Source organism: Agaricicola taiwanensis, from assembly GCF_014635245.1.
Taxonomy (GTDB): Bacteria; Pseudomonadota; Alphaproteobacteria; order Rhizobiales; family Methylopilaceae; genus Agaricicola; species Agaricicola taiwanensis.
Genome location: NZ_BMCP01000002.1, coordinates 119559 through 144384 on the forward strand (window position 1 = coordinate 119559; position 24826 = coordinate 144384).

Here is a 24826-nt window from a genome sequence, read left to right on the forward strand (position 1 = left end):
CCGTAGGATTCGGAGATGCCGGCGGATCCAAAGTCGTAGATGACGTCCTCCACATCTGAGACCTCTGCCACATGTTGCCATGCACGAAGTAAGTCGCACCACACCATCGGAGGTCGCTTGATGTCGATGCGCGCGCCCCGGTCCTCCAAGGCTCCTGCTGCTCGATCGAGTCAAACATCAGTCGGGCAGAGCCCGACTTCCCGGCAGTGGGTGGCGGAGAACTACCGGTTCTTCCGCATGCGAATGCGCCTGCTCAAGCAGGGGCGGGCGCCCTACAGAGCCGTCGTCCGCTCGACGATTGATCTGGAAACGGCCTTCCTCCGTCTTACCGGCCGGAACCTGCGGGAAGCCCGGATCTATGAGATCGGATACGGTCAGCGGCCGATGCGCCTGCTTGCCTTGCAATCGCTTGGCTACGACGCGCGAGGAGTGGATCTTGATCCCCCGGTCATCAGGGGCTCCATGAGCGAGTTCAGATCGATCGCCCGAGCGGGTGGCTCGCGACGGCTCGTAAAGTCGGCGGTGCGGCATTTTCTGTTCGACCGGGCGGAGCGGCGCCATCTCGACAAGGCGCTTCGCGAGGCGGGCGCGCAGCTGCGGATCGACATAAGGCGCCTGGACGTCGGGAACGCAGCCGAAATGGAAATCCCCGAGGGAAGCATCGACCTCATCTACTCGGACAATGTCTTCGAGCATCTTCCGCCCGACGTCATGGAGATCCTCTGCGCCCGGATGGCAAAATGGCTCTCCCCGCAGGGCGTTGCCCTGGTGATGCCGGATGTTTTCAGCGGCATTGCAGGTGGCCATCTGACCGAATGGTATGCGGATTTCCTATCGGACCGATACCAGCGCCGGACGGAGCCTTGGGAGCATTTACGCAAGCGGAGGGCGAGGGCGGATTGCTACCTCAACGAGTTCAGGCTGGAATACTATCGCCGCCTGTTCCGACGCCACTTTCATATCGCGGAGGAGTGGAACGTCGAAGAGGGACTTGGCGGCGAGTTCCTGACCGATGAGATCCGGCAGGAATTGTCCGAGTACGATGTGGAGGAACTTCTGCTCGGCCGGTACCGCTTTGCGCTCAAGGCCCGCTTGCCTCACGTAGCTTGCCCGGCGCTCCAGCCGGACGACCAGGCCCATTGGAAGTTGTAGCCGCCGAGCCAGCCGGTCACGTCGACGGCCTCGCCGATGACATAGAGGCCGGGCACGCCATTTGCTTCCATGGTGCGGGAATTGAGGTCGCGCGTGTCGACACCGCCGAGCGTGACCTCGGCGGTGCGATAGCCTTCCGATCCAACCGGCTTGATGCGCCATGAGGAGACAGCATCGGAGATCCGGCGCAGCTCGCGGTCGGGCATATCGGCTATGTTTCCGGCGGTGCCATCCGCGATGATCTCCGCCAGTGCTCGGGGGAGCAGGCTCGCCAGCGCGGTCTTCAGATTTTGGCGGCCGTTCTCGGCACGCGCCCGGCGCAGCGCATCGAAGATGTCGATGTCGGGGGTCATGGAGATCCTGATCTCCTGGCCTTCGCGCCAATAGGAGGAAATCTGCAGGATCGCGGGACCGCTGATGCCGCGATGGGTGAAGAGCATGGCTTCCCGGAAACTCTGCTTGCCGCAGGAGACCTCAGCCTCCACGGCAACACCCGCCAGGGGCGCAAGGCGCTGCAGCATGGCCGGATCGAAGGTCAGTGGCACAAGACCAGGGCGCGTTTCCACCAGCCTGAGGCCGAAGCGGGCGGCGAGCTCGTAGGCGAAACCGGTCGCTCCCATCTTCGGGATCGATTTGCCGCCGGTGGCGATGACGAGTGAGGAACAGCTGACCTCTCCCTCCGGCAGTGAGAGGCGGAAGCCGGTGTCGGTTCTTGCAACGTCAGACGGACTTGTCTGCAGTCTGAGCGTCACATCTGCCTTCCTCATCTCCGTCACCAGCATGTCGATGATCTGCCGGGAGGAACTGTCGCAGAAGAGCTGGCCCAGCGTCTTCTCGTGCCAGGCGATGCCGTAACGGTTCACGAGAGCGATGAAATCATGCTGTGTGAAACGGCTGAGAGCCGATATGCAGAAACGCGGATTTTGCGACAGGAAAGCCTTCGGACTGGTATCGAGATTGGTGAAGTTGCAGCGCCCACCGCCGGAGATGCGAATTTTCTCACCCGGCGCCTTGGCGTGATCGAGCAGCAGCACCTTTCGGTCACGTTTCCCGGCCTCGATGGCGCACATCATGCCGGCGGCGCCTGCGCCGATGATGATCACGTCCCATGGATGCATCGGATGTCCCGTCACGTCCGGGCGTAATCGTCGTCGAACCGCTCGATGTCGTCTTCGCCGAGATAGCTGCCAGATTGTACTTCGATGAGATTGAGCGGGACGGTGCCGGGGTTCGCCAGCCTGTGAACACAGCCCTGCGGCAGGAACGTGGACTGATTTTCCGTCAACTCGAACACCTCGTCGTCGCGTGTCACCAGCGCGGTGCCGTTGACCACCACCCAATGTTCAGCGCGGTGCTTGTGCGCCTGCAGCGACAACCGCGCTCCGGGCTTGACCGTGATGCGCTTCACCTGAAAACGGTCGCCGGCATGAACCGAACGGTAGAAGCCCCATGGCCGATAGACCGTGGCGTCGTGGATGGTGGCGTGACCTTCGGCCGAGATGCGGGCGACGAGGTCCTTCACCTCCTGGTCACGCGATGCGTGGGCAACGAGCACCGCATCGGCCGTCGCCACGATGATGAGGTCTTCTACGCCAAGCGCGGCGATCAGAGGCCCGTCGCTGCGCAGATAACTGCCTGAGACATCCTGCGTCACAACTGGGCCTACGGCTACATTGTCCGCCTCGTCCGGTTGTTCGATCTCCTTCAGCGACGACCAGCTGCCAAGATCGGCCCAGCCCATGCTGGCGGGAACAACCACCGCGCGATCGGTCTTTTCCATTACGGCGTAGTCGATGGAAATGGAGGGGGTCCCTTCGAAACAGGCGGGATCGAGCCGCAGGAAGTCCATGTCGGCCGCGGCGCGATCAAGACTGGCCGTGACAGCGTCCAGAACCTCTGGGGCATATCTGGCGAAAGCATCGATAAGCTCGCCTGCGGGCAGGAGGAAGATGCCGCTGTTCCACACGTAACCGCCTTGCGCGAGGTAGGTCTCCGCGGTCTCGCGATCCGGCTTTTCGACAAAGCGCTCGACATGATGCGCGCCGGTGGCAACGGTCAGGGCATCGCCCTTCGCGATGTAGCCATAGCCGGTGGCGGCGTGGCTGGGCGGCATGCCGAAGAGCACGAAATGCCCTGCCTCGGCCGCCGGACGTCCCTGTTCGATCGCCGCATGAAAGGCTGCTTCATCGGCGATGATGTGATCGGACGGCATGAGCAGGACCATGGCGTCTGGATTGCGGCGCAGGGACAAAAGGGCGGCCGCTGCAGCCGCCGGCGCCGTATTGCGGGGGCAGGGCTCCAGCAGAATGGTCTCAGGAGTCTGCCCGAGGCCGCGCAGGCGCTCGGCAACAAGGAAACGGTGATCGTTGCTGGCAACGACGACCGGGGGCGTGAAGCGCGTGGGATCGCCGACGCGGCGGACAGTCCGTTCGAAAAGGCTGCTGTCACCGACGAGGGGCAGAAATTGCTTTGGATTTTCGTGGCGCGACAACGGCCACAGACGGGAGCCAGACCCGCCCGACAGGATGACCGGCACGATCCGGCTGCCACGAACAGTCATGCACCCTCGGCTTTCAACCTAGCGCCGGCAAAGCGGCTGACCCTCGTCAGACCACAAAGAGAACCGGATCGCAACAGCCGGACATAGAGCCACCCCGGCGGCGGAGCCACCGGGGTGCGTAGCCTTCCACGCTGCGGCTTACTGGTTGATCACAGCAACAACGCGGCGGGTCGAGGGTTCAACGAAGACCACCTCATTGCCGACCACGGCATAGTGGTAGCTCTGTGCGTTCGGGACCTCTGTCACGATGGTCGAGGGTACCGGCTGCAGGGGCACGGAGCCCGGCACGATGCCGCCGACGATCAGATCCTCATCAAGCACGATCGGATCGGCGGGCGGAGGAGCTTCAACGAAGGTGCGGCGGATGACAGTGGTCTGTTCCGGCGTGAACACAACCTGCGGCGCGGGCTGCGTCGTGGTGGTGGTGATGGTCGTCTGCGCATGTGCGCCGAAGGTGGCGACAGCGATGGCCGACGCGGCGGTTGCGGTAATCAGAATGGCTTTCATCTAAGCCTCCCATTTTATCTAATACCTGTGCCTCACCGCACAGGCGGCCAAGCGGGAGGTTAACGCGCGATGATGCGAAGTTGTTCACCACTTGGAATAACGAAATGTTTCAATGGTTTACTCGCGCTTTACCCGGCCTATTCATGGCGAATTGGCGGCAAGTCTAAGGCAGGGCAAAAGATTTTTACTTCGCCGTGCCTGAAGACCCGCACGGAAAGAGAATAATCGCTCGCGCAGCCGGCGCTTGGCAAGATCACTTGAAGACGACGGTGCGGGTGCCGTTGAGGAGAATGCGATGCTCCGCGTGCCAGCGCACCGCGCGGGACAGCACCAGCGCCTCGACGTCGCGGCCCCGGGCCACCAGTTCGTCCGGACCAGTCACCTGATCGACCCGCACGGCCTCCTGCTCGATGATGGGGCCTTCGTCCAGATCCTCGGTGACGTAATGCGCGGTGGCGCCGATCAGCTTCACGCCGCGGGAAAAAGCCTGATGGTAGGGCTTCGCGCCTTTGAAGCTGGGTAGGAAGGAATGATGGATGTTTATGACGCGTCCAGGAAAGCGGCGGCAGAGGCTGGGGGAGAGCACCTGCATGTAGCGGGCAAGGACGATGAGGTCGATCCGCTCGTCCTCGATGATCTCCGCGAGCTTGGCCTCCGCGCGCTCCTTCGTGGCCGCGCTGATGGGAATGTGGTGATAGGGAATGTCGTGCGCGGCGACGCGCTGGTAGCTGTCGCGATGATTGGACACCACTGCGGGAATTTCGATGGGGAGGGCCCCTATGCTGGTGCGGTAGAGCAGATCGTTCAGGCAGTGGTCGAACTTCGACACCATGATGAGCGCGCGCAGGCGGTGGCTGCGGTCGGCCATGGTGAAGCGCATGCGGTGCTCGGCGGCGATGGGCTCGAAAGCTGTTGAAAGCGCCTGTGCGTCGCTCTCGCCGGCAACGGGCTCGGCCACGATGCGCATGAAGAAGGTGCCGGTGGTCTGGTCCGTGAACTGCGCGGACTCGATGATGTTGAGCCCCTGGCGAAATATGAAGCCGCAGGTTTCGGCGATGAGGCCCGGCGCGTCGGGACAGGCGAGGGTGAGCACGATGCCGCGTGACAAGGCAGGAAAATCCTTTGCGAGGAACCCCGCGCTCATAAGGCTCGGTGCCGCCGATGGCAAGTTCAGGCGGCGGCCCGGCGGGCGCTGCGCCCCGCGCTCGTCACTTCCACCTCGACCGTCATCCCGTCGCCATCCTCCGGCGTCCCGTCGAAGCTGCCGCCAACCGGGACCGCCTGGTGCGGGTCTCGCGTCACGGCGATGCGGATCAGATTTTCGCCGGCGATGATGCCGTTGGTGGGGTCGTATTCAATCCAGCCCGCGCCGGGAAGATAGACTTCGGCCCAGGCGTGGGTCGCGCCGGCGCCTTTGATTTCGCTGTCGGCGGCGCCATCGAGGGCGGGATCATAGAGATAGCCGGTGACAAAGCGCGCGGCAAAGCCGAGGGAGCGGAGGGCCTCGATGAAGAGCAGGGCGAAATCGCGGCAGGTGCCGGAGCCGAGCTCCAGCGTTTCCAGTGGTGTCTGGGTGCCTTCCTCCCAGCGCGTGTTGTAGGTGAAGGCGTCCTTGATGGTGGCGTTGATGTCAGCCAGCAAGGCGAGCGTGTCGGTCGGTCTCGAAGCGATGAAACCCTGCGCCCAGGCCTCGAGTTGGCCCTTGGGATCAGGATAATGTCGCTCCAGCGTGCGGCCAAGGTCGGTGCGGTCGTCGGCGGAATAGATAAAGGGATAGTTGTGGGCGTTGTCGTCCAACTCGAAACGAGGCGCGTCGAGCGCGTAGCGCTCGATGACGAGCTTGCTCTCCACCTTCAGTTCGGCGGCCGGTTCCGCGAAGATGACGACCGCGACCGAATTGCCGAACACGTCATGGATCCAGCGCACGGATGCCCGGGGCGAGAGGATCAGATCCGCCGAGATAAGACGCAGATCATGGCTGTCGCGCGGCCGCAGCATCAGGCGATGTTCGCCGAACGTCACGGGCCGCTTGTAGCGATAGACCGTGTTGTGGCGGATCGTCAGCGTTCGCAAAAATCATCTCCGGCGGTGTCGTCGAGATAACGCGACTGCGGCGCTTTCGTTCACTCTGGCCGAAACGCTAACGGCAGTAGAGGGCGCGTTTGTTGCGGCCACGCTGCGCGAGGTCCAGGTGAAGATGCTCCTCATGATATCCATCTGACCCTGGACCGAGCACCGTTGTGAAGCGCCCACAGGCCTTCTTTCGCACCTCGGCAAAAAAACCCTTGGCTTGGCCGAGTTTTCCCACCTCGACCCAGCCGCCCGAGGCCTTCTTGAAGGCGCCTATGTCCAGGGCATTGGCCTTACCGTGTTCGCTGAGCCGCGCACCCTTGACCCTGTTGCGGCCGCGGCAGTCATAGGAGGCCGCGTTCCTCAGTTCCACAACAGGCTCCCTGAGGTGTTGACGGGCGGCTGGGATCACATCCCCCCGTACCCAGTCGGCAAGGGCCTGCGCCGGGGCGCAACGCATCGTTGCTGCCGGCGATATCGCAACGGAGCCGCCATCCGCCAGTTTGATGGCGGAAACCTTGATGGGGGAAGGGGCGCCGCAGGCGCCGTTGACGATGGGCGGCGCCGGTTCGAAGACGAGTTGCCCATTGGCGGTAAGCGCGGCGCACGCCGGATCGGCGTCAGGCGCAGTCGCCAGCGGATTGGCGGGTGCCGTCGATTGGACCTTTGCCGTATCGGTGAGTTTTGCCGGTCGCGGTTGCGGCAAGGGCGCTGAGATCGTGGGCACATCCTTGAAGGCATCATGGATACGTCTCAGATGTGGCGGCCGTTCCGGAGGAAGCGCCGGGGCAGACTGTGGCGCTGGTGCCGCCACTTGCGGCGGTTCGGAGCGCCGCGGCCGCGGCTCAGGTTGTGGAACGGCGTAAACGCTGGAGGAAAAGGCCAGCAGGCAGGCGGCAATCGGGAGGGAGAGCCGCAAGCCGCGAGGCCTTATCCCGCCGCGCCCACGGGATTCCGTGTGCGTGCGGTTTCCGTGCCCTTCGCAAGGGGAACCACAGTGGTCTCGGCCCGGGAGGGAAGGGGAGTGACGAGGCCGCTTGCCGGAGGCAGTTCAGCACCCGCGAAGAGGGCGATCTCGTCGGCCAGCATATCGAGCCGGGCGCGCAGAACGGCGTTGCCGCTCTTGCCGCTCGCATCCGGCCCCGCTTCGACACTGCGCTGGATGTGACGTTCGACCTTTGACCATTCGGCACGGGCGCTCGCGAGCTGAGCTTCCAGTACGGCTTTTTCCGTGCGCACCTTGGCAAGTTCGCCTTCCAATATGGCTTGGCCATCGGGACCGTTCTGGGCGGCAAGCAGCTCCTGCGAAAGCGCCTTCACGCGTTCCACGGCGCGTGCTTCAGCTGCCCGGGCCTTGGCATGTTCCTTCGTCGCCCGGTTCAGCGCCGCTTCAAGGCGCTTGGTCTCGGCCGCATAGGCTGCCTCGCGCTCCACGCTCTTGCGCTCCAGCGCCTTCATCTCGGCGGGAAGTTTCCGGGCCAGCTCATTGCGTTCCGTCTCGGCAACCTCAGCGCGCCTTTTCCATTCGCCTCGGCTGTTTTTCGCCTCCTCCAATTCCTCCGCCAGCCGGTCGGCCCGCTTGGCGTCACGCATGGAGCGTTCGTCGGCCGCCTTCAGCGCGGTTTCCGCTTCAAACAACTTGCGGTCGAGAATGTCACGGGCAGCCCGGCTTTTGTCGACATGAGCGCTGCGTTCGGCAAGTTCCGCCTTCAGCGCTTCGGCGCTTGCGGTGGCCTCCGCCAGAGCCTTCCGGATGTCGCCGAGTTCGGCAGTCTGGCGATCGTATTGCTTTTTCAGATCGGTCAGTCGCGAGGAATTGTCGGTGGTCTCGGCCGTCGCGGCCTTAAGCTGCGCGGAAAGTTCGTCGCATCGTTCAAGCGCCGTTTTCAATTTGCCCTCGGCTTCCTCCAGACGGTTTGCCGACCTGGCCAGCTCACTGCGCCCATTGTCGCGATCCGAGCGCATGTTCGCGGTCTCGACGTCCATGGCAACAAGACGAACCTTCTGGGCGTTCAGTTCCACCCGTGCTTCGGCCAGAGCCCGGCTGTCGGCATCGAGTTTCTTGCGAAGCGCGGCGAATTCCTCCCGGGCCTTGTCACGGGCCGCTACAGCCTCGGCGCCCGATCCCTGCGCCTCACTCAGCTGCTCCTCAAGCGCGGCGATGCGGGTTTCCATTGCCGCGATGATGGTGGCTTTCTCGCTGTGGTCGAGGGCGTAGCGGGTGCGTTCGGTATCGGAGCTGGCCGCCGCCGCTTCGGCGACAACGAGCTTTGCCCGCAAGGAGGAGACGGTGCGTTCCAAAGCACGGATGCGGATGGCGCTTTCGGCACGGATCATATCCTGTGCCGCGACAATTTCACCGACGCTGGACGGAAGCTGGTTCTCCAAACGGCGCGTGGTCAGGCGCACGGCGCGAGACCACAACATGCGGCCTCCGGCAAGCGCCAAACAGCTTGCGGCCAGAAAGCCAAGCATCACATGGAGAAAGATATCGATCATTAGCGGCCCGCCTCGATATCCGTAGCATGCCACGGCTAGGAGGCGACTTCCAGATGCGGGCGCCTGATGAGCATCTTGGTTCGATCGAATGTGGCTAAAATGCTGCGCTTTGGCGCGTTTCTCCCGTCCTCTCGTGCTCGCGGTTTTGGCCTGTCAGTCGAAGCCTCAGAAGGGGTTCCAGGTCGCTTCAGGTGTGAACTTCAGATAGCCCACGTTGGCACCGAGACGGACGCCGACACCGGAACGGATCGGCACCAGCACCATGTTGTTGCTGCCGCCGAGCGCGGTCATGCCGAACCCGCCGATGAGATAGGCGGAGCCGGCGATGCCGGGGAACCGCTGAAAGAGTGCCTGGTCCGAGGGAAGATTGTAGATCAGGATCATGGTGCGGGCGCCGTCGCCGCCGAAATCCCATCCGACGGATGGGCCCTGCCAATAGACATGGCGCTGGCCAAAGAGGCGGGTGTAGAGCGTGCCTTCGCCATAGCGCAGACCGGCGACGAAGGCACCGGATCCTTCCTGGCCGAGAATATAGCCGTTGGGCTGTCCCCATTGCCGGAAGGCGCGTTCCACCAATGAGCCGAGCTCCCGGGAAACCGTGCCGAAGAACTTGTGTCCTTCGCCGACGATCTCATCGATGGTGTAGGTGCCCTGTTGCTGGGATTGGGCCGGCTGGCCGCCGTACTGGCGCGATTCCGGCTGGCCGCTGCCGCCATAGGGCTGAGCGGGCGGCGGCGCATATTGCTGCTGCTGCCCATAGGGTTGCTGGCCCTGGTAGTTGCCGCCAGGCGCACCTGACGGCGCCTGGATGACCTGCGCGGACAGTGGCGCTGCCATGGTGATAAGTGCCGCTGCTATCAGCGCGAACAGCTTCGCTGTGCCATGCATCGAAACGCTCCCTTAACGACATGGGCAATTTTTGCCCAATGTCTTCCCGCTACATCCTCGCCGTTAACCGGCTCGTCCAACCCGTCATGCTATCCAGCGTTTCGTCCATGGACATCATCATCCACGAATCGTTGGTACATAGGTTGCTCAAAACTATGACGCGCCCAAGGCATTTCCTGCGCTCTTTTCTTGCCGGCGTCCTAATTGTTGGGCTTAGCGCCGGAACGGCTGTTCATGCAAGCATCGGATTAACGGCTTTGGTGGCCATCAGTCCATGGAATGGTGTGGCCATCGACGGCTATGACCCGGTCAGCTACTTCACCGACGAGAAGCCACGTCCCGGCAGCCCGCTTTATGAATTCGTCTGGCGCGATGCTGTCTGGCGCTTCGCCAACGAAGGCAACCTTGCCGCCTTCAAGGCTCATCCTGATGTCTATGCGCCGCGCTTCGGCGGCTTTGACCCCAACGGCGTCGCGCGCGGCCTCCTCGTCAAAGGCGACAGCCACGTCTTCGCCATGAGCGACATGGACAAGCGGCTCTATCTCTTCAGCAACGAGGATTCGCGCCGCACCTTCATCAGTGATCAGGACCTTGCCGCCAAAGCCAATTCCATGTGGCAGGAACTGGTGGTGAAGGTGGTTCCCTGATCCACTTCCGGAGTCGCTGCAAAGGGTTGCGGCGGTATCTGCAAGAGGTGATTCATCTTCTTCATACGGCGATCGAGTATCGCGTCACGAGGGCGCTCGGCCCCAGGCGATGAAGGCGCCGTTGCGGTAACCTTCCTCACGCTTGCCGTAGGTGAAGGCCGTGTTGTCCGGCTTCAGCACTACACCGCCCGCCGCGGTCAAAACCGCATGACCTGCCGCCGTATCCCACTCCAACGTGGGCCCGAACCTGGGATAGACATCGGCCTGTCCTTCCGCCAGAAGCGCGAATTTCAGGGAAGAGCCGATGCAGCAGCGATCGATCCGTCCCCAGCGCGTCAGCCAGGCTTCGGTCTGCGGATCCCTGTGGCTGATGCTGGTGACGGCAACCGGCGGATCGGTCATGGTCCGCGTCGCGATCGCGCGAAAGCTTTTGTCGGTTCCATCGCGGCGCCCGGCCCAGCCCGGTGCTCCCGCGTAGAGACGGCCAAGCTCCGGCGCTCCGACAACGCCGACAACAGGCGCGCCGTCCTCCACCAGCGCGATGTTGACCGTATATTCCGCACGCCCGGCGACGAACTCGCGGGTGCCGTCGAGAGGGTCGACAAGGAGGAAGATTCTGCCTGCCTCCGGTAACACTCCCGCGGAAACCTGTTCCTCAGCGATCAGCGGCACGTCAGGCAAAAGGTCTCGCAGCCTTTGGATGATGTGCTTCTCCGCTGCCTGATCCGCCTCCGTCACCGGGCTCGCATCAGCCTTGATCATGGTTTCAACGCCGCGGCGTTTGATGTCGAGAATGATGGTGCCCGCTTCGTCGGCAATGTCGGCGAAGGCGGCGGCAAGGGATCGGAGATCGCGCGCTGACGGCATCATGGGCTTCATAAAGGCAGGCCGCGCTTGGCCCTGGAGGAGGGCCGGTGTATCACCTTCTTACTGAAAACCAAGCTCCGAGATTCGCCTATGACCGCCGTTACCCTGGACTCTCTCGATCTCGCCGCTCTTCTGGCCAGCCGCATCTGCCATGATGTCATCAGTCCGGTCGGCGCGATCGTCAATGGATTGGAAGTCCTGGAGGAGGAAAAGGACGAGCAGATGCGCGTCTTTGCCCTCGACCTGGTCAAGAAGAGCTCCAAGCAAGCTTCGGCGCGGTTGCAGTTCGCGCGCATCGCCTTCGGTGCCGCGGGTTCGGCGGGTGCCTCGATCGATACGGGCGATGCAGAGAATGTCGCGCGGGCCTTCCTCGCCGACAGCAAGGCGGAGCTCAGCTGGACTGGTCCCCGCGCGCTGCTGCCGAAAAACCGGGTGAAGCTGCTGCTCAACCTCATCGTCATTGCATCCACCACGATTCCGCGCGGCGGCAAGATCGATGTGACGCTGGAGGGCAGCGGCTTCGATCCCGACATGACCTTCCGGATCGTGACAACAGGTATCTCCTCCCGCATTCCGGCAGGCCTTGAGGACCTTCTGGATGGGAAGGCGCCGGAACATGGGATCGATGCCCATGTGATCCAGCCTTATTATACCGGCCTTGTGGGCCGCGCCGCTCGCATGGACGTTTCCCTGGAGGCGCGGGAAGATGGTGTCACCCTGACGGCGACGCCGCAACCGGCGGAGGCGCAGCCGGAAAGTGGCGTCACGGAAGGCACTGCAGGAAGCTGATTTCACGTCAGACTTCAACCTGACGGTAACGGTTGTTGCCTTAGGGTCTCTCCCGACGGAGGAAGCAACGCCAGGACGGCGTTGTTCGTCGGGGATGAAGATGGACGATCTTCTGCGTGAGTTTTTGACCGAGACCAATGAGAGTCTCGATGTTGTCGACGTTGAACTGGTAAAGTTCGAACAGGATCCAAATAATGCAAAGATCCTCGACAACGTTTTCCGCCTCGTACACACCATCAAGGGGACGTGCGGCTTCTTAGGTCTTCCACGGCTTGAAGCCTTGGCGCATGCCGGCGAAACGCTGATGGGCCGGTTCCGCGACGGTGTTCCGGTGACCGGCGAAGCCGTGACGGTGATCCTTTCCAGTATTGACCGGATCAAGGCAATTCTTGGCGAGCTCGACCGCACGGGTGAGGAGCCGGTCGGCAACGACCGCGACCTGATCGAGGTGCTGGAAGAGATGTCGCTGGCGAGTGGCGTCAAGGCCGCCGCCAAGAACATTCCGGTGCCGTCATCTGAGGCCGAACCGCAGCCTGCCGTGGTCCCCGAGACGGCGGGCGAGCTGACCTATCAGGTTCTGGAGCGTGAGCTACGCCCAGGCGAGGTGTCCCTGGACGAATTGGAGCGGGCCTTCCGCGAGACCGAGATTGAGCCCGTCGAAGCGGCTCCGGTGGTGGAGGAAAAGGCGCCGGCCATAAAGGTGCCGATGGTGCGCGCTTCGGCGGCAGAGGCCGAGCCGAAGGCAGAGGTTGCCGCTGCCAACTCCACCATCCGCGTCAGCGTCGATACGCTGGAGCACATGATGACCATGGTTTCGGAACTGGTGCTGACACGCAACCAGCTCCTGGAGATCGTGCGCCATCACGAAGACAGCGAATTCAAGGTGCCGCTGCAGCGTCTGTCCAATGTGACGGCCGAGCTGCAGGAAGGCGTCATGAAGACGCGCATGCAGCCGATCGGCAACGCCTGGCAGAAGCTGCCGCGCATCGTGCGCGATCTGTCGGCCGAACTGCAGAAGCCGATTGATCTGGAAATGTCCGGTGCGGAAACCGAGCTGGACCGCCAGGTGCTCGATTTCATCAAGGATCCGCTGACGCATATGGTCCGCAACTCGGCGGACCACGGGCTGGAAAGTCCCGTCGAGCGCCTTGCCATCGGCAAGCCCGAACGTGGCCTCATCAAGCTCTCGGCCTACCATGAGGGCGGCCAGATCCTGATCGAGATCTCGGACGACGGCCGCGGCCTCAATCTGGGCAAGATCAAGAGAAAGGCGCTGGAGAGCGGCGTTACAACGGAAGCTGAACTGGAAAAGCTCAGCGACCAGCAGATCTACAAGTTCATTTTCGCGCCGGGCTTCTCGACGGCCGCGGAGGTGACCAGCGTCTCCGGCCGCGGCGTCGGCATGGACGTCGTCCGCAACAACATCGAGCTGATCGGCGGCACCATCGACCTGAAGACGGCGTCCGGCGAGGGCACCACCTTCACCATCAAGATCCCGCTGACGCTTGCGATCGTTCCGGCTCTTATCGTGGAAGCGGCCGGCGATCGCTATGCCATCCCGCAGCTTGCGGTGGTGGAGTTGGTGCGGGTGCAGGCGAATTCCGAGCATCGCATCGAGCTGATCAAGAACACGCCGGTTCTGCGGCTGCGCAACAAGCTGCTGCCGCTGGTGCATCTGTCCAACCTGCTTGGCCGAGGCGAGACCTCGGACATGACCGCGCAGACCGGTTTCATCGTGGTCACGCAGATCGGCGGCCTCAACTTCGGCATCGTGGTCGACGGCGTCTTCCACACCGAGGAAATCGTGGTGAAGCCCATGGCATCGCGCCTGCGGCACATCACCATGTTCTCCGGCACGACGATCCTGGGCGATGGATCGGTGATCCTCATCATCGATCCCAATGGCGTCGCCAGCGCGGTCGGCAGCAATGTGGACCTTGCGCGCGACGACAGCGCCGAGCGCCAGGCTGCGGCGGCTGTGTCCAGTGCCATGACCTCGCTCCTGCTGTTCCGCGCCGGTGGTGACGCGCCGAAGGCCGTGCCACTGTCGCTGATCACACGCCTCGAAGAAATCGACGTTTCCACCATTGAGCGCTCCAGCGGCCGCAGCATGGTGCAGTATCGCGGCCGCCTTATGCAGCTCGTGTCTGTGTCGCCCGAAACGGAAGAGCGCACCGAGGGAATGCAGCCGCTCCTGGTCTTCTCGGAGGGCGAGCGCTCCATCGGCCTCCTCGTCGATGAGATCGTCGACATCGTCGAAGACCGCATGGACATCGACGTTGCCGCTGAAGCCCGCGGGGTCGTCGGCAGCGCCATCGTCAAGGGCAAGGCCACCGAGGTCATCGACGTGAGCTATTACCTCACGCAGGTCTTCGAGGATTGGCTGCACCGCAAGGAACTCGATGTCGGGGCACCCACACGCAAGCAGCTCCTTTTCGTGGATGACAGTGCGTTCTTCCGCAACATGCTGACACCTGTGCTGAAGGCAGCAGGTTTCGAAGTGGTCTCGGCGGAAAGCGCCAGCAACGGTCTGGCGCTGGTCAAGAGCGGACACCGCTTCGACATCATCGTCTCCGACATCGAAATGCCTGAGATGGACGGGTTCGCGTTCGCCGAGACGCTGCGGCAGACGGATGAGGCGCGCGATACACCGATCATCGCGCTGTCGTCGCTGGTATCGCCCGCCGCCATGGAGCGCGGACGTGCCGCCGGTTTCCATGACTATGTGGCCAAGTTCGACCGACCAGGGCTGCTCGCGGCGCTGAAGGACAAGACAAACGAAATGAGGAACGTGGCATGAGCGGGCAGGAACTCGAAGTCGATTTCGTGACCGTCATGATCGGTGATCAGCTGTTCGGGCTGCCCATCGGCCGGGTCCATGATGTTTTCGTGCCGGAGCGCCTGACGCGGGTGCCACTGGCGGCGCCGGAAGTTTCCGGAGTTCTCAACCTGCGCGGGCGGATCGTAACGGCGCTCGATATGCGGACCGTGCTCGGCCTGCCTCCGCGCGAGGACGGGGCACCGCTGATGGCGGTCGGCATCGAAGCCAAGGGTGAGGCATTCGGCCTCCTCATCGACAGCGTCGGAGAGGTGACAAAGCTGTCGATGTCGGAGATGGAAGCCGCCCCGGCCAATCTGGACACGCGCTGGGCGCGTGTCGCGGATGGTGTCTACCGCCTCGACGGCCGCCTGCTGGTCATCCTGAATGTCGATCAAGTGCTTGGAACTGAACAAGAACTTGCAGCGGCTTGAGGGCTGCTCACAGGGTTTGAGGAACCGTTATGAAACACTGCCTCGTGGTGGACGATTCAAGCGTCATCCGTAAGGTTGCGCGCCGCATCCTGGAAGGCTTCGGCTTTCAGGTCGGCGAGGCAGGAGACGGCCGTCAGGCGCTCGACATATGCCTTCAGGCGATGCCGGATGCGATCCTGCTGGACTGGAACATGCCCGTCATGGATGGCTTCGAATTCCTGACGCAGCTGCGCCAGGTCCCTGACGGGGACAAGCCGAAGGTGGTGTTCTGCACCACGGAAAATGATGTGGCGCACATCGCCCGTGCCCTTCGCGCCGGCGCCAACGAATACATCATGAAGCCCTTCGACAAGGACATCGTGGAAGCGAAGTTCCAGGAAGTCGGCCTGATTTAATTTCTGCAGCGCTTGAGGCGTGAGCATGTCAATCCAAAGAGCTGATGCGCATGCTCCGCAGACCGCGGCGGATACGGCGTCGGAAACGGGCGCGGCCGTCCGCGCAATGATCGTCGATGACTCCACCGTCGTGCGCACGCAGTTGCGGCGCTGGATGACGGAGGCTGGCATCGAGGTGGTCTCGAGCGCCCGGACAGGCCGTCAGGCTGTCGATGACGTCAAGCGTGTCGCGCCTGACGTCATCCTCCTCGACATCGAAATGCCCGACATGACCGGCCTGGAAGCGCTGCCGCTGCTGCTTGAGGCAAAGCCCGGCATTTCGATCATCATGGTCTCGTCCCTGACCCGCCGGAACGCCGAGATCTCGATCCGCTGTCTTTCCAAAGGCGCCGCCGACTGCATTCCGAAGCCGAATATGACGCAGGGTCCAGACGCGCTGAGCGATTTCAAGCGGGATCTGATCGACAAGGTGAAGGTGCTCGGCACTCGTCGCGCGCCCAAGCGCGGCGCGCCGGAGTTTGGCCGCACCGCATTGCGCCAACTCCTGACGCCGAGCGTCTCGCCGGCACTGCGGCCCTTCAGCCGCACGCGTCCCAAGGTTCTGGCGATCGGCTCTTCGACCGGCGGCCCCCAGGCGCTGGCGGAAGTGTTCCGGAGCATGAAGCATCGCCCGCTGAACGTGCCGGTCTTCATCACCCAGCACATGCCGCCCAACTTCACCGCGGTGCTGGCGGAACATCTGAACGCGGCGTCGGGCTTTCCGGCTCAGGAGGGCGCCAATGGCGTCCATGCCCGTCCGGGGCACATCTATGTCGCGCCCGGCGGCCATCATATGCTGGTGACGGGTACGGCCGCGGAACCTGTGATCCGGATCACGGACGAGCCTCCGGTCAACTACTGCCGCCCTGCGGTCGACCCGCTGTTCGCTTCACTTTCGGCGATCTACGGCCCCGCCGTACTGGGTGTCGTGCTGACCGGTATGGGCCAGGACGGCGCCCGGGGCGCCCTCGACATCGCACAGGGTGGAGGCTCCATCATCGCCCAGGATGAGGCCACGAGCGTGGTCTGGGGAATGCCGGGCCACACCGTGAAGCTAGGCGCCTGCGCGGCGGTCCTGCCGCTCAGCGAGATTGCACCCAAGATACTGTCCACCTTAGCCGGGAGTGCGTCATGATTGACGCCGATTTCGAATTTCTGACCCGTTTCCTCCACGAGCGCTCGGGCATCGCGCTGTCGAAGGACAAGGCCTATCTGGTGGAAAGCCGGCTTCTGCCGCTGGTGCGCAGCCATAAGTTCGCCGATCTGGGGGAACTGATCGGGCGTCTCCGCTTTGGCAGCGATGCCGTGCTCGCAGAGGAGGTCATCGATGCGATGACCACCAACGAGACCTTCTTCTTCCGCGACAAGGTGCCCTTCGACCGCTTCACGGAGGTGATGCTGCCGCAGCTGATCAAGGCCCGCGCCACCGAACGCCGTCTGCGCATCTGGTGCGCGGCCTGCTCGACCGGTCAGGAGCCCTATTCGCTGGCGATGCTTCTGAAGGAACGTGCGGCACAGCTGCCAGGCTGGAAGATCGAGATCGTCGCCACGGATCTTTCACCGACGGTGATCGACCGGGCGAGGGCAGGGGTCTACACCCAGTTTGAGGTGCAGCGCGGCCTGCCGATCCAGCTGCTCCTGAAGTATTTCGAACAGAAGGGCGAGAAGTGGGAGATATCGCCGGTCTTGAAGCCCATGGTGCAGTTCCGCACGCTCAATCTGCTGCGCGACTTCTCGTCGCTCGGCCGCTTCGACATCGTCTTCTGCCGCAACGTTCTGATCTATTTCGATGAACGCACGCGCGGTGACATCATGGAACGTATCGCACGCCTCATGGCGCCGGATGGCTACCTGACGCTGGGAGCAGCGGAGACGGTGATCGGGCTGACCAATGCCTTCGCCGGGCACAGCGAGCATCGCGGGCTCTATCAGCCCAGTCGCAGCGTCTCCCCTCAGCCGGTGCTCGCCCGGATCGCCGGCTGAGTCATCGCTTCGGCGTCAGGCGCCGGACAACAAAAAACCCGCTCCGAAGAGCGGGTTTTTTGTTTGATACGGACCAGTCTCAGGCGCTGGCGCGCATGGGCGCCTCGTCTTCAGCCGGCTCGCGCAGCACATAGCCGCGACCCCAGACGGTTTCGATGTAGTTCTTGCCGTCGGTGGCATTGGCGAGCTTCTTGCGCAGCTTGCAGATGAAAACGTCGATGATCTTGAGTTCGGGCTCGTCCATGCCGCCGTAGAGATGATTGAGGAACATCTCCTTGGTGAGGGTGGTGCCCTTGCGGAGCGCCAGAAGCTCCAGCATCTGGTATTCCTTGCCCGTCAGATGCACGCGCTGACCGCCGACTTCGACCGTCTTGGTGTCGAGATTGACGATGAGATCGCCGGTGGCGATGACCGACTGGGCATGGCCCTTGGAGCGGCGCACGATGGCGTGGATGCGGGCGACCAGCTCGTCCTTGTGGAAGGGCTTGGTCATGTAATCGTCGGCACCAAAGCCGAGACCGCGTACCTTATCCTCGATGCCGGCGAGACCCGAAAGGATCAGGATCGGCGTCTTGACCTTGGCAACCCGGAGGGAGCGCAGCACTTCATAGCCGCTCATATCGGGCAGGTTCAGATCCAGAAGGATGATGTCGTAGTCGTACAGCTTACCGAGATCCACGCCCTCCTCTCCGAGGTCGGTCGTGTAGACGTTGAAACTCTCGGACTTGAGCATCAGTTCGATGCTCTGCGCGGTCGCGCTGTCGTCCTCGATCAGAAGAACGCGCATATCAATCCCCAACCATCGCGCCACGCCCCGCAAACGTTAGGATGCGTCGCTGGCATCATGTGTGCTGCCTTGATTCGCGATCCTAATGTCCAAATGGTTAACAAACTCTAATTCGGACAGGCAAGCGATAAGGCAACGTTAAATTCGAGTTCCACTAAATTATTGAGTCTCAAGGTGATTCTGTTGAAAACGTATTTAACGTTTTGCTTTAACAAAATCTTGCAATCGACTCGTGGGACCCAGCTTGGTCTCATTGGCGCCGAAAAGGTTTCCCGCCTCTTAAGTGCCTGGGGTTGATCATTAACGTAGGGCGTAAACGAAAGGTTACGATGGCGCTGATTCTGGAAAAATGCCCGTGAAAAGTCTCATCGAAAACCTGCGAAACGTTCCGGACCGCGAGATTTTCGGCCGGGTGGTCGCCGTCAAGGGTCTCTTGGTGGAAGTGGCCGGTCCGATCGGTCGGATGGCGGTTGGCGGACGCATCGATATCGAGGGTGCCGGCCAAAAGTTTATTCCTTGCGAAGTGATCGGGTTCAGCGGGGAAAAGGCGCTTGTGATGCCTTTCGGCACCCTGGACGGCGTGCGTCGTGGCTGCCGGGCGATCGTCGGCGCCTCCATCAGCGGTGTGCGACCGTCTGACGCATGGCGAGGCAGGGTCATCAACGCGCTGGGTCAGCCGATCGATGGCAAGGGACCGCTTCCCTCAGGCGCGCAACTCTACCCCTACCGGGCGTCGCCGCCACCGGCCCATTCGCGCAAGAGGGTGGGCGAGCCGCTCGATGTGGGCGTGCGTGTGATGAACACTTTCATCACCTGCTGCCGCGGACAGAGGCTTGGCATCTTTGCCGGTTCCGGGGTCGGCAAATCAGTGCTGCTCGCCATGCTTGCCCGCAACACCGAAAGTGCGGTCTCCGTGATCGGCCTGATCGGTGAGCGCGGGCGTGAGGTGCAGGAGTTCCTGCAGGACGACCTCGGAGAGGAGGGCCTGAAAAACGCGGTCGTGGTGGTGGCGACTTCCGACGAGCCTGCCCTGATGCGGCGCCAGGCGGCCTATCTCACTCTGACGCTGTCGGAATATTTCCGCGACCAGGGCCAGGACGTCCTGTGCCTGATGGACAGCGTCACGCGTTTCGCCATGGCCCAGCGCGACATCGGCCTTTCCGCCGGCGAACCGCCAACCGCGAAGGGTTATACGCCGACAGTCTTTTCCGAACTGCCAAAACTCCTGGAGCGTGCCGGACCCGGTCTGGGCGAGGGGGCGATCACGGCCATCTTCACGGTGCTGGTGGAAGGCGACGACACCAACGAACCCGTGGCGGATACGGTGCGCGGAATCCTTGACGGCCATATCGTGATGCAGCGCTCGATTGCCGAGCGCGGGCGTTACCCGGCCATCAATGTGCTGAAATCGGTGTCGCGCACCATGCCCAAGTCCATCCATCCGGACTATGTGGGCACCGTTGCGCGGGCGCGGCAGATATTGGCAACCTATGCGGATATGGAAGAGCTCATTCGCCTCGGCGCCTATCGGGCGGGTTCAAGCCCGGAAGTGGACGAGGCGATCCGCCTGAACGAGCCGCTGGAGGCCTTTCTGAAACAGGGAAAAGCCGACGCTACCCCCTTGATGGAAGGTTATGAGTGGCTGGCTCGGATTCTCGCGGATTCGGAAACCGATCGCTAACTGATTACATGTAATGTCCCTGATCATGAAATCACGCGACACCCTTCTGCGCTTGAAGCGCTTCCAGGTCGACGAGAAGCGTCGGCATGTGACCCAGATCGAGTCCATGGTGGCCGAATTCCACCGGATGGCGACGGACCTCGATCGCGAGATCCAGCAGGAGCAGGAAAGGTCCGGCATCACGGATGTGGCCCACTACGCCTATCCGACCTATGCCAAGGCCGCCATGACCCGGCGGGATAATCTGCTCCGCTCGGCCGATGAGTTGAAAGGCCAGCTGGACGCGGCGCGGGATGATCTCGCCGAAGCCTTCGAGGAGCTGAAGAAGCTGGAACTCCTCGACGAGCGGGACGCATCGCGCGAACGAGCGGAAGAAAACGCCCGCGAGCAGGCAGCCATGGACGAGATCGGCCTTCAAGGACGAGCCCGGGCCTGACAGGGCGCCGCTTCGCGCCATCATACGGCCGCAGTGACTGTCCAGCGTCCCCGATATTCAAGAGGGAGGAGGCGCGGGTGCCTGAGGCTCAATCCGAAGAACTCGTTTTCTATTCCGCCCCACAATCACGCTCGATCGTAATCGAGTGGATGCTGGCGGAGCTTGATGTTCCTTTCACCCGGCAGACTCTCGACCTGAGCAAGGGCGACCAGCGCAAGCCCGATTATCTCGCCGTAAACCCCATGGGCAAGGTCCCAAGCATCACCCACAAGGGGGTTGCTGTTTCGGAAGTCGCAGCGATCTGCACCTATCTCGCCGATGCTTTTCCTGAAAAAGGCCTGTCGGTCCCCATCGGTGACCCACAACGCGGCCCTTACATGAAATGGCTGTTCTTCGGTCCGGGCGCACTGGAGCCGGCGATCTCCGACAAGCTTTTCGAGCGGCCTTCGGTGCCGGACACCGCCAGCGGCTACGGCACTTATGATCGTGTCATGCACGTCCTGAGTGATGCTCTGTCGCGGCAGGATTACCTGGCGGACGGCCGCTTCACCGCCGCGGATGTGGTTATCGGTTCAACCCTCGGCTGGGGCATGATGGTCAAGGCCGTCACGCCCACCCCGGAGATCGGGGCCTATCTGCAGCGCCTGCAGACACGTCGCGCCTTCCAGAGTGTGTTCGGCAACTAGCTGGCACTTGCCTCATAGAGCGCGGCGAACTCGGGCGAGGGCGGGATCGGCTTGATGACGTCGATCAGAACGCCGTTGGGATCGGCCGTGATGAAGTGGCGCTGGCCGAAATCCTCGTCCCTGAGCGGCGTCAGGATCGGTAGTCCCGCCGCACGGGCGCCGGCATAGAGAGCATCGGGATCTTCCACCTCGAAATTCAGGATAAGACCTCGAACGGGAGCACGTGCTTCAATCGGCACAGTCTCATGCCGGTAATCAAGGATCGCGAGATTGACGGTCTCATCGACGCTGGAGCGGACGTGCACGTACCATTCGCTGGTGAAGGCCGGCTGTAAACGGAAATGCCGTTGATAGAAGTTCGCCGTGCCCGCAACGTCGGCCGTCATGATGACGGGATAGTAGCTCGTGATTTTCATGGTTGGTCATCGCCTCCAAGTAACATACAATCTGTATGTATCTTAATCAATAACATACAGGCTGTATGTATGCAACGTACCCAGCACGAGCGAAGCGAAACTACCCGGAGGGAGCTGATCGGCGTCGCACGCCGCCTGTTCATCGAGAAGGGCTATGCTGAGACCTCCACGCCCGAGATCGTCAGGGACGCAGGTATTACACGCGGCGCGCTCTACCATCACTTTGCCGACAAGCGCGATCTCTTCCGCGCCGTGCTGATCGCGGAAGCACGCGAGGTCGCCGACGCCATAGAGACGGCCACGGCATCCAGTGAACTTACTCCGCGAGAGGCGCTGAAGGCCGGCAGCCTGGCCTATCTGGACGCCATGGAAAGGGAGGGGCGCACGAGGCTGATGCTGATCGAGGCTCCCGCGGTGCTGGGTCTTCAGGAACTCGACGCGATCGACGGCGCACACGCGGCGCGGACCCTGGAGGAGGGCCTCAGAGAAGCAATTGGCAAGTCTGCCACCATATCGGTGCCAGCCATGGCGATCCTGTTATCTGCGGCCTTCGATCGCGCGGCTCTGGCAGTGGCCGGCGGAGCGCCGCGAGCGGAAATGCGCGCCACCATGCTCGCTCTGGTGGACTGCGTCATTTCCGTATGATCTCTGAAAGGCACAGGCCCACGCCCGACCCACTCACCATTCAGCCTACCATTGGAGAATGTGCATCATGAGCAGCCCGGCTCTTTTCACTCCCCTCGAGGTCGGTGGCCTGACGCTTGCCAACCGCATCGTCATTGCCCCCATGTGCCAGTATTCGGCCGAGGATGGCTGCATGACCGACTGGCATCAGATCCACCTCGGTCACCTCGCATTGTCAGGCGCGGCGCTTCTCACCATCGAAGCGACTGCCGTCGTGCCGGAGGGCCGTATCACCTATGCGGATACGGGCCTCTGGGACGATGCCACGGAAGAGGCCATGGGGCGCGTGCTGGAAAGCGTGCGCCGCTGGTCGGACATGCCCATCGCCATCCAGCTTGGCCATGCCGGCCGCAAGGCTTCGACCGAGAAGCCATGGAGGGGCGGCCAGCAGATCGCGCCCGGCACCGCCAATGGTTGGCAGACCGTCGCGCCTTCGGCGCTTGCCTATAGCGATGGCCAGCATGCGCCGGTGGCTCTGGACGCCGCAGGCCTGGCGCGGGTGCGCGATGGTTTTGCCCAGGCCGCAAGGCGCGCGGCCCAGCTCGGCATCAATGCGGTCCAGATCCATGCCGCGCATGGCTACCTCCTGCACCAGTTCTTGTCGCCGCTCTCCAACAGGCGCGACGATGAATACGGCGGCAGCCTCGAAAATCGGATGCGTTTTCCGCTGGAGGTTTTTGACGCTGTGCGTGAGGCTTTCCCGGCCGATAAACCCGTGACGGTGCGCGTGTCCGGCACCGATTGGGCGAAAGGGGGGTGGAACACCGAGGAAACCGTCGCTTTCGCCAAGGTGCTGGAAGCGAGGGGATGCAGCGCCATTCATGTTTCCGGTGGAGGTCTCACTCCGGCTCAGCAGATTTCCGTCGGGCCGAGCTATCAGGTGCCTTTGGCCAGAGCGGTCAAGCAGGCGGTGACCATGCCCGTCGTGGCGGTCGGACTGATCACCGACTACGATCAGGCTGAAGCCATTGTCGGCACCGGAGACGCGGACCTGATCGCGCTCGCCCGGACCATCCTCTATGACGCCCGATGGCCCTGGCATGCCGCCGCTCATCTGGGAGCGCGCATCAAGGCGCCCGATCAGTACCTTCGCTCACAGCCGCAGTAGTTCAAGAACCTGTTTGCAGTGTAAGCGCCACGCTTTTGATCTCACGTTCGTGCTGCGGCGATTGCCTCGCGCAGCCCCTTCTCGTCCAGCACGCCGGGATAGGTGGTGCGCCCGATCACGAAGGAGGGCGTGCCGATGAAGCCGAAGGCGACGGCCTGGAGATAGTTGCGGTCCAGCAGCCCTGAGATCTTGGCGAAGTGCTTGTTCACGGCAGCGGCGATCTCCTTCATGGTCATACCACGGCCCGTGAGCGCCTCTTCGATGCTCTCGTGGGTCAGCCGCCCTGACGTGGACATCAGTGCCTCAAGGGCGGCCTCATATTTACCTATCTGCGCCGCGCCCAGCGTGGCCTGCGCGGCAAAGACCGACACGTCGCCGAACACCGGCCAGTCCTTCATCACAAGGCGGACGTTGCCATCTTCCTTGACCACCTTCATGAGCGTCGGGTGCATCGTCTTGCAGTGCGGGCACTGGTAATCGAAATATTCGACCACCGTGACATTGCCCTTGGCGTTGCCGAGGACGGGAGCATTCTTGTCGAAGAAGACAGCCTGTTCGCTCGGCTCCTGCGCCAAGGAGCTATCGGCTGTCATCACGGCCATCGCGCCCGCCGAAATCTGAAGCAGGTGTCTGCGGGTGATCATCAGATTTCGCCTTTTCCTGCTTCCTCTGGCCCCAGCACCACGACGCGGGATCCGTTGGGCACCCGGCTGTGAAGGTCGATGATATCCTGATTCAAGAGGCGGATGCAGCCGGATGATACAGACTGGCCAATGGACCAGGGCTCGTTGGTGCCATGGATCCGGTAAAGGGTGTCCCTGCCTCCCTGATAGAGATAAAGCGCCCGCGCGCCGAGCGGGTTGCTCAGGCCGCCATCCAGCCCCTTGGCGAAGGCGGCATAGCGCTCCGGATCGCGTTTGATCATGTTCGGCGTCGGGGTCCATCCCGGCCATCGTGCCTTGCGGGCGATGTCTGCCTCGCCCTCGAACTCCAGCCCTGCCTTCGCGACACCGATGCCGTAGCGCATGGCTTTGCCGTTTTCCATGATGAGGTAGAGAAAACGCGCATAGGGGTCGACGACGATGGTGCCCGGTGCATGGGGCGTCCGGTAGTCGACGATCTGACGGACGTTCTTTGGGTCCATCTTCGAAACGTCAACGCCGGGAATAAGGACGTCACCATCCTGGGCCGACGCATACATGCCTGCAACCGCCGGGTCGATCGCCGGCCGCGCCGGCTCCGTCGTGGTCTGAACGCAGGCTCCCAGAAAGAGCGTCGCTGCTGCGGCGAGCCGCGGCGGCGAAAAGACAGTGGTCTTGATGAAAGCCAGAAGTGATAGGAGGACGCGCAAGATGGTTCCCGTTGATCGTTTTCCACGGC

The 24826-nt window shown here is 62.7% G+C and carries 26 protein-coding genes; 13 read left to right on the plus strand and 13 right to left on the minus strand.

The window, feature by feature from the left end:
• Positions 1–237 precede the first annotated feature (237 nt).
• A complete protein-coding gene (locus IEV58_RS08015; protein ID WP_188409234.1) occupies positions 238–1152 on the plus strand; it encodes a class I SAM-dependent methyltransferase in 915 nt (304 codons plus the stop codon).
• On the opposite strand, the gene IEV58_RS08020 is transcribed toward IEV58_RS08015, so the two are convergent.
• The 8 genes from IEV58_RS08020 to IEV58_RS08055 form a co-directional block, all read right to left on the minus strand.
• Positions 1098–2270, minus strand: a complete 1173-nt coding sequence (locus IEV58_RS08020) for a BaiN/RdsA family NAD(P)/FAD-dependent oxidoreductase (protein WP_188409235.1) — start codon at positions 2268–2270, stop codon at positions 1098–1100. The genes IEV58_RS08015 and IEV58_RS08020 overlap by 55 nt on opposite strands.
• An 11-nt stretch (positions 2271–2281) precedes the next feature.
• Positions 2282–3712, minus strand: coding sequence for a mannose-1-phosphate guanylyltransferase/mannose-6-phosphate isomerase (locus IEV58_RS08025; protein ID WP_188409236.1), 1431 nt, complete (start codon positions 3710–3712; stop codon positions 2282–2284).
• Between the two features lie 138 nt (positions 3713–3850).
• The gene (locus tag IEV58_RS08030; protein WP_188409237.1) at positions 3851–4219 is read right to left on the minus strand and encodes a DUF1236 domain-containing protein; all 369 of its coding nucleotides are present in this window, start codon (positions 4217–4219) and stop codon (positions 3851–3853) included.
• Positions 4220–4472: 253 nt separating this feature from the next.
• The gene (purU, locus tag IEV58_RS08035; protein WP_229729279.1) at positions 4473–5327 is read right to left on the minus strand and encodes a formyltetrahydrofolate deformylase; all 855 of its coding nucleotides are present in this window, start codon (positions 5325–5327) and stop codon (positions 4473–4475) included.
• A 62-nt stretch (positions 5328–5389) separates the two neighbouring features.
• Complete coding sequence (locus IEV58_RS08040) at positions 5390–6292, minus strand: transglutaminase family protein (protein WP_188409239.1); 903 nt, start codon at positions 6290–6292, stop codon at positions 5390–5392.
• A gap of 67 nt (positions 6293–6359) precedes the next feature.
• Positions 6360–7016 (minus strand): extensin-like domain-containing protein, encoded by a 657-nt coding sequence (locus IEV58_RS08045; protein WP_188409240.1) that lies wholly within the window; start codon positions 7014–7016, stop codon positions 6360–6362.
• A 203-nt stretch (positions 7017–7219) separates the two neighbouring features.
• The gene (locus tag IEV58_RS08050) at positions 7220–8788 is read right to left on the minus strand and encodes a coiled-coil domain-containing protein (RefSeq protein WP_188409241.1); all 1569 of its coding nucleotides are present in this window, start codon (positions 8786–8788) and stop codon (positions 7220–7222) included.
• A 165-nt stretch (positions 8789–8953) separates the two neighbouring features.
• On the minus strand, positions 8954–9676 hold the full coding sequence (locus IEV58_RS08055; protein WP_229729280.1) for a DUF1134 domain-containing protein: 723 nt from the start codon (positions 9674–9676) through the stop codon (positions 8954–8956).
• 260 nt (positions 9677–9936) lie between these two features.
• On the opposite strand from IEV58_RS08055, the gene IEV58_RS08060 reads away from it, so the two are divergent.
• Entirely contained in the window at positions 9937–10323 is a 387-nt protein-coding gene (locus tag IEV58_RS08060) for a YHS domain-containing (seleno)protein (protein WP_188409242.1), read from the plus strand.
• A gap of 84 nt (positions 10324–10407) precedes the next feature.
• Here the strand turns inward: IEV58_RS08060 and cysQ are convergent, their stop codons facing one another.
• Positions 10408–11193: a 3'(2'),5'-bisphosphate nucleotidase CysQ gene (gene cysQ / locus IEV58_RS08065; RefSeq protein WP_188409243.1), complete on the minus strand. Its 786-nt coding sequence runs from the start codon at positions 11191–11193 to the stop codon at positions 10408–10410.
• Positions 11194–11280: 87 nt separating this feature from the next.
• On the opposite strand from cysQ, the gene chpT reads away from it, so the two are divergent.
• The 6 genes from chpT (at position 11281) to IEV58_RS08095 (ending at position 17648) form a co-directional block, all read left to right on the plus strand.
• Entirely contained in the window at positions 11281–11979 is a 699-nt protein-coding gene (gene chpT / locus IEV58_RS08070; protein WP_188409244.1) for a histidine phosphotransferase ChpT, read from the plus strand.
• Positions 11980–12079: 100 nt separating this feature from the next.
• A complete protein-coding gene (locus tag IEV58_RS08075) occupies positions 12080–14779 on the plus strand; it encodes a hybrid sensor histidine kinase/response regulator (RefSeq protein ID WP_188409245.1) in 2700 nt (899 codons plus the stop codon).
• A complete protein-coding gene (locus tag IEV58_RS08080) occupies positions 14776–15231 on the plus strand; it encodes a chemotaxis protein CheW (protein WP_188409246.1) in 456 nt (151 codons plus the stop codon). Before IEV58_RS08075 ends, IEV58_RS08080 begins: the two co-directional genes overlap by 4 nt.
• 29 nt (positions 15232–15260) lie before the next feature.
• Positions 15261–15626, plus strand: coding sequence for a response regulator (locus tag IEV58_RS08085; RefSeq protein ID WP_188409247.1), 366 nt, complete (start codon positions 15261–15263; stop codon positions 15624–15626).
• Positions 15627–15651: 25 nt separating this feature from the next.
• Positions 15652–16800, plus strand: coding sequence for a protein-glutamate methylesterase/protein-glutamine glutaminase (locus IEV58_RS08090; protein WP_188409248.1), 1149 nt, complete (start codon positions 15652–15654; stop codon positions 16798–16800).
• On the plus strand, positions 16797–17648 hold the full coding sequence (locus tag IEV58_RS08095) for a CheR family methyltransferase (RefSeq protein ID WP_188409249.1): 852 nt from the start codon (positions 16797–16799) through the stop codon (positions 17646–17648). The genes IEV58_RS08090 and IEV58_RS08095 overlap by 4 nt, the downstream gene beginning before the upstream one ends.
• Before the next feature lie 79 nt (positions 17649–17727).
• On the opposite strand, the gene ctrA is transcribed toward IEV58_RS08095, so the two are convergent.
• Positions 17728–18435, minus strand: a complete 708-nt coding sequence (gene ctrA / locus IEV58_RS08100) for a response regulator transcription factor CtrA (protein WP_188409250.1) — start codon at positions 18433–18435, stop codon at positions 17728–17730.
• A 355-nt stretch (positions 18436–18790) separates the two neighbouring features.
• Here ctrA and fliI point away from each other — a divergent pair, with 355 nt between their 5' ends.
• The 3 genes from fliI to IEV58_RS08115 all read left to right on the plus strand — a co-directional run bounded on the left by fliI (position 18791) and on the right by IEV58_RS08115 (position 21238).
• Positions 18791–20116 (plus strand): flagellar protein export ATPase FliI, encoded by a 1326-nt coding sequence (gene fliI, locus IEV58_RS08105; protein ID WP_188409251.1) that lies wholly within the window; start codon positions 18791–18793, stop codon positions 20114–20116.
• 25 nt (positions 20117–20141) lie between these two features.
• Positions 20142–20552 carry a flagellar export protein FliJ gene (gene fliJ, locus IEV58_RS08110; RefSeq protein ID WP_188409252.1) on the plus strand — a complete coding sequence of 137 codons (411 nt, stop codon included), beginning with the start codon at positions 20142–20144 and terminating at the stop codon, positions 20550–20552.
• Positions 20553–20629: 77 nt separating this feature from the next.
• On the plus strand, positions 20630–21238 hold the full coding sequence (locus IEV58_RS08115; protein ID WP_188409253.1) for a glutathione S-transferase family protein: 609 nt from the start codon (positions 20630–20632) through the stop codon (positions 21236–21238).
• On the opposite strand, the gene IEV58_RS08120 is transcribed toward IEV58_RS08115, so the two are convergent.
• Positions 21235–21654 carry a VOC family protein gene (locus tag IEV58_RS08120; protein ID WP_188409254.1) on the minus strand — a complete coding sequence of 140 codons (420 nt, stop codon included), beginning with the start codon at positions 21652–21654 and terminating at the stop codon, positions 21235–21237. The two genes, IEV58_RS08115 and IEV58_RS08120, sit on opposite strands and share 4 nt — an antisense overlap.
• 69 nt (positions 21655–21723) lie before the next feature.
• Here IEV58_RS08120 and IEV58_RS08125 point away from each other — a divergent pair, with 69 nt between their 5' ends.
• Positions 21724–22299 carry a TetR/AcrR family transcriptional regulator gene (locus tag IEV58_RS08125; RefSeq protein ID WP_188409255.1) on the plus strand — a complete coding sequence of 192 codons (576 nt, stop codon included), beginning with the start codon at positions 21724–21726 and terminating at the stop codon, positions 22297–22299.
• 67 nt (positions 22300–22366) lie between these two features.
• Positions 22367–23446 (plus strand): NADH:flavin oxidoreductase/NADH oxidase, encoded by a 1080-nt coding sequence (locus IEV58_RS08130; protein WP_188409256.1) that lies wholly within the window; start codon positions 22367–22369, stop codon positions 23444–23446.
• 41 nt (positions 23447–23487) lie between these two features.
• On the opposite strand, the gene IEV58_RS08135 is transcribed toward IEV58_RS08130, so the two are convergent.
• Together IEV58_RS08135 and IEV58_RS08140 are read right to left on the minus strand one after the other, a co-directional pair.
• Positions 23488–24090 (minus strand): DsbA family protein, encoded by a 603-nt coding sequence (locus IEV58_RS08135; protein WP_188409257.1) that lies wholly within the window; start codon positions 24088–24090, stop codon positions 23488–23490.
• Entirely contained in the window at positions 24090–24797 is a 708-nt protein-coding gene (locus IEV58_RS08140; RefSeq protein WP_229729281.1) for a L,D-transpeptidase, read from the minus strand. The genes IEV58_RS08135 and IEV58_RS08140 overlap by 1 nt, the downstream gene beginning before the upstream one ends.
• Between the last annotated feature and the right edge of the window lie 29 nt (positions 24798–24826).

Bases quoted from the DNA above. Each gene is read 5' to 3' on its own strand.
- chpT (WP_188409244.1), top strand. From the start codon at position 11,281: ATGACCGCCGTTACCCTGGACTCTCTCGATCTCGCCGCTCTTCTGGCC.
- IEV58_RS08090 (WP_188409248.1), top strand. From the start codon at position 15,652: ATGTCAATCCAAAGAGCTGATGCGCATGCTCCGCAGACCGCGGCGGAT.
- IEV58_RS08130 (WP_188409256.1), top strand. From the start codon at position 22,367: ATGAGCAGCCCGGCTCTTTTCACTCCCCTCGAGGTCGGTGGCCTGACG.
- IEV58_RS08015 (WP_188409234.1), top strand. From the start codon at position 238: ATGCGAATGCGCCTGCTCAAGCAGGGGCGGGCGCCCTACAGAGCCGTC.
- IEV58_RS08030 (WP_188409237.1), bottom strand. From the start codon at position 4,219: ATGAAAGCCATTCTGATTACCGCAACCGCCGCGTCGGCCATCGCTGTC.
- IEV58_RS08075 (WP_188409245.1), top strand. From the start codon at position 12,080: ATGGACGATCTTCTGCGTGAGTTTTTGACCGAGACCAATGAGAGTCTC.
- IEV58_RS08080 (WP_188409246.1), top strand. From the start codon at position 14,776: ATGAGCGGGCAGGAACTCGAAGTCGATTTCGTGACCGTCATGATCGGT.
- IEV58_RS08095 (WP_188409249.1), top strand. From the start codon at position 16,797: ATGATTGACGCCGATTTCGAATTTCTGACCCGTTTCCTCCACGAGCGC.
- IEV58_RS08050 (WP_188409241.1), bottom strand. From the start codon at position 8,788: ATGATCGATATCTTTCTCCATGTGATGCTTGGCTTTCTGGCCGCAAGC.
- IEV58_RS08020 (WP_188409235.1), bottom strand. From the start codon at position 2,270: ATGCATCCATGGGACGTGATCATCATCGGCGCAGGCGCCGCCGGCATG.
- IEV58_RS08125 (WP_188409255.1), top strand. From the start codon at position 21,724: ATGCAACGTACCCAGCACGAGCGAAGCGAAACTACCCGGAGGGAGCTG.
- ctrA (WP_188409250.1), bottom strand. From the start codon at position 18,435: ATGCGCGTTCTTCTGATCGAGGACGACAGCGCGACCGCGCAGAGCATC.
- IEV58_RS08085 (WP_188409247.1), top strand. From the start codon at position 15,261: ATGAAACACTGCCTCGTGGTGGACGATTCAAGCGTCATCCGTAAGGTT.
- fliJ (WP_188409252.1), top strand. From the start codon at position 20,142: ATGAAATCACGCGACACCCTTCTGCGCTTGAAGCGCTTCCAGGTCGAC.
- IEV58_RS08025 (WP_188409236.1), bottom strand. From the start codon at position 3,712: ATGACTGTTCGTGGCAGCCGGATCGTGCCGGTCATCCTGTCGGGCGGG.
- IEV58_RS08055 (WP_229729280.1), bottom strand. From the start codon at position 9,676: ATGCATGGCACAGCGAAGCTGTTCGCGCTGATAGCAGCGGCACTTATC.
- IEV58_RS08135 (WP_188409257.1), bottom strand. From the start codon at position 24,090: ATGATCACCCGCAGACACCTGCTTCAGATTTCGGCGGGCGCGATGGCC.
- IEV58_RS08120 (WP_188409254.1), bottom strand. From the start codon at position 21,654: ATGAAAATCACGAGCTACTATCCCGTCATCATGACGGCCGACGTTGCG.
- cysQ (WP_188409243.1), bottom strand. From the start codon at position 11,193: ATGATGCCGTCAGCGCGCGATCTCCGATCCCTTGCCGCCGCCTTCGCC.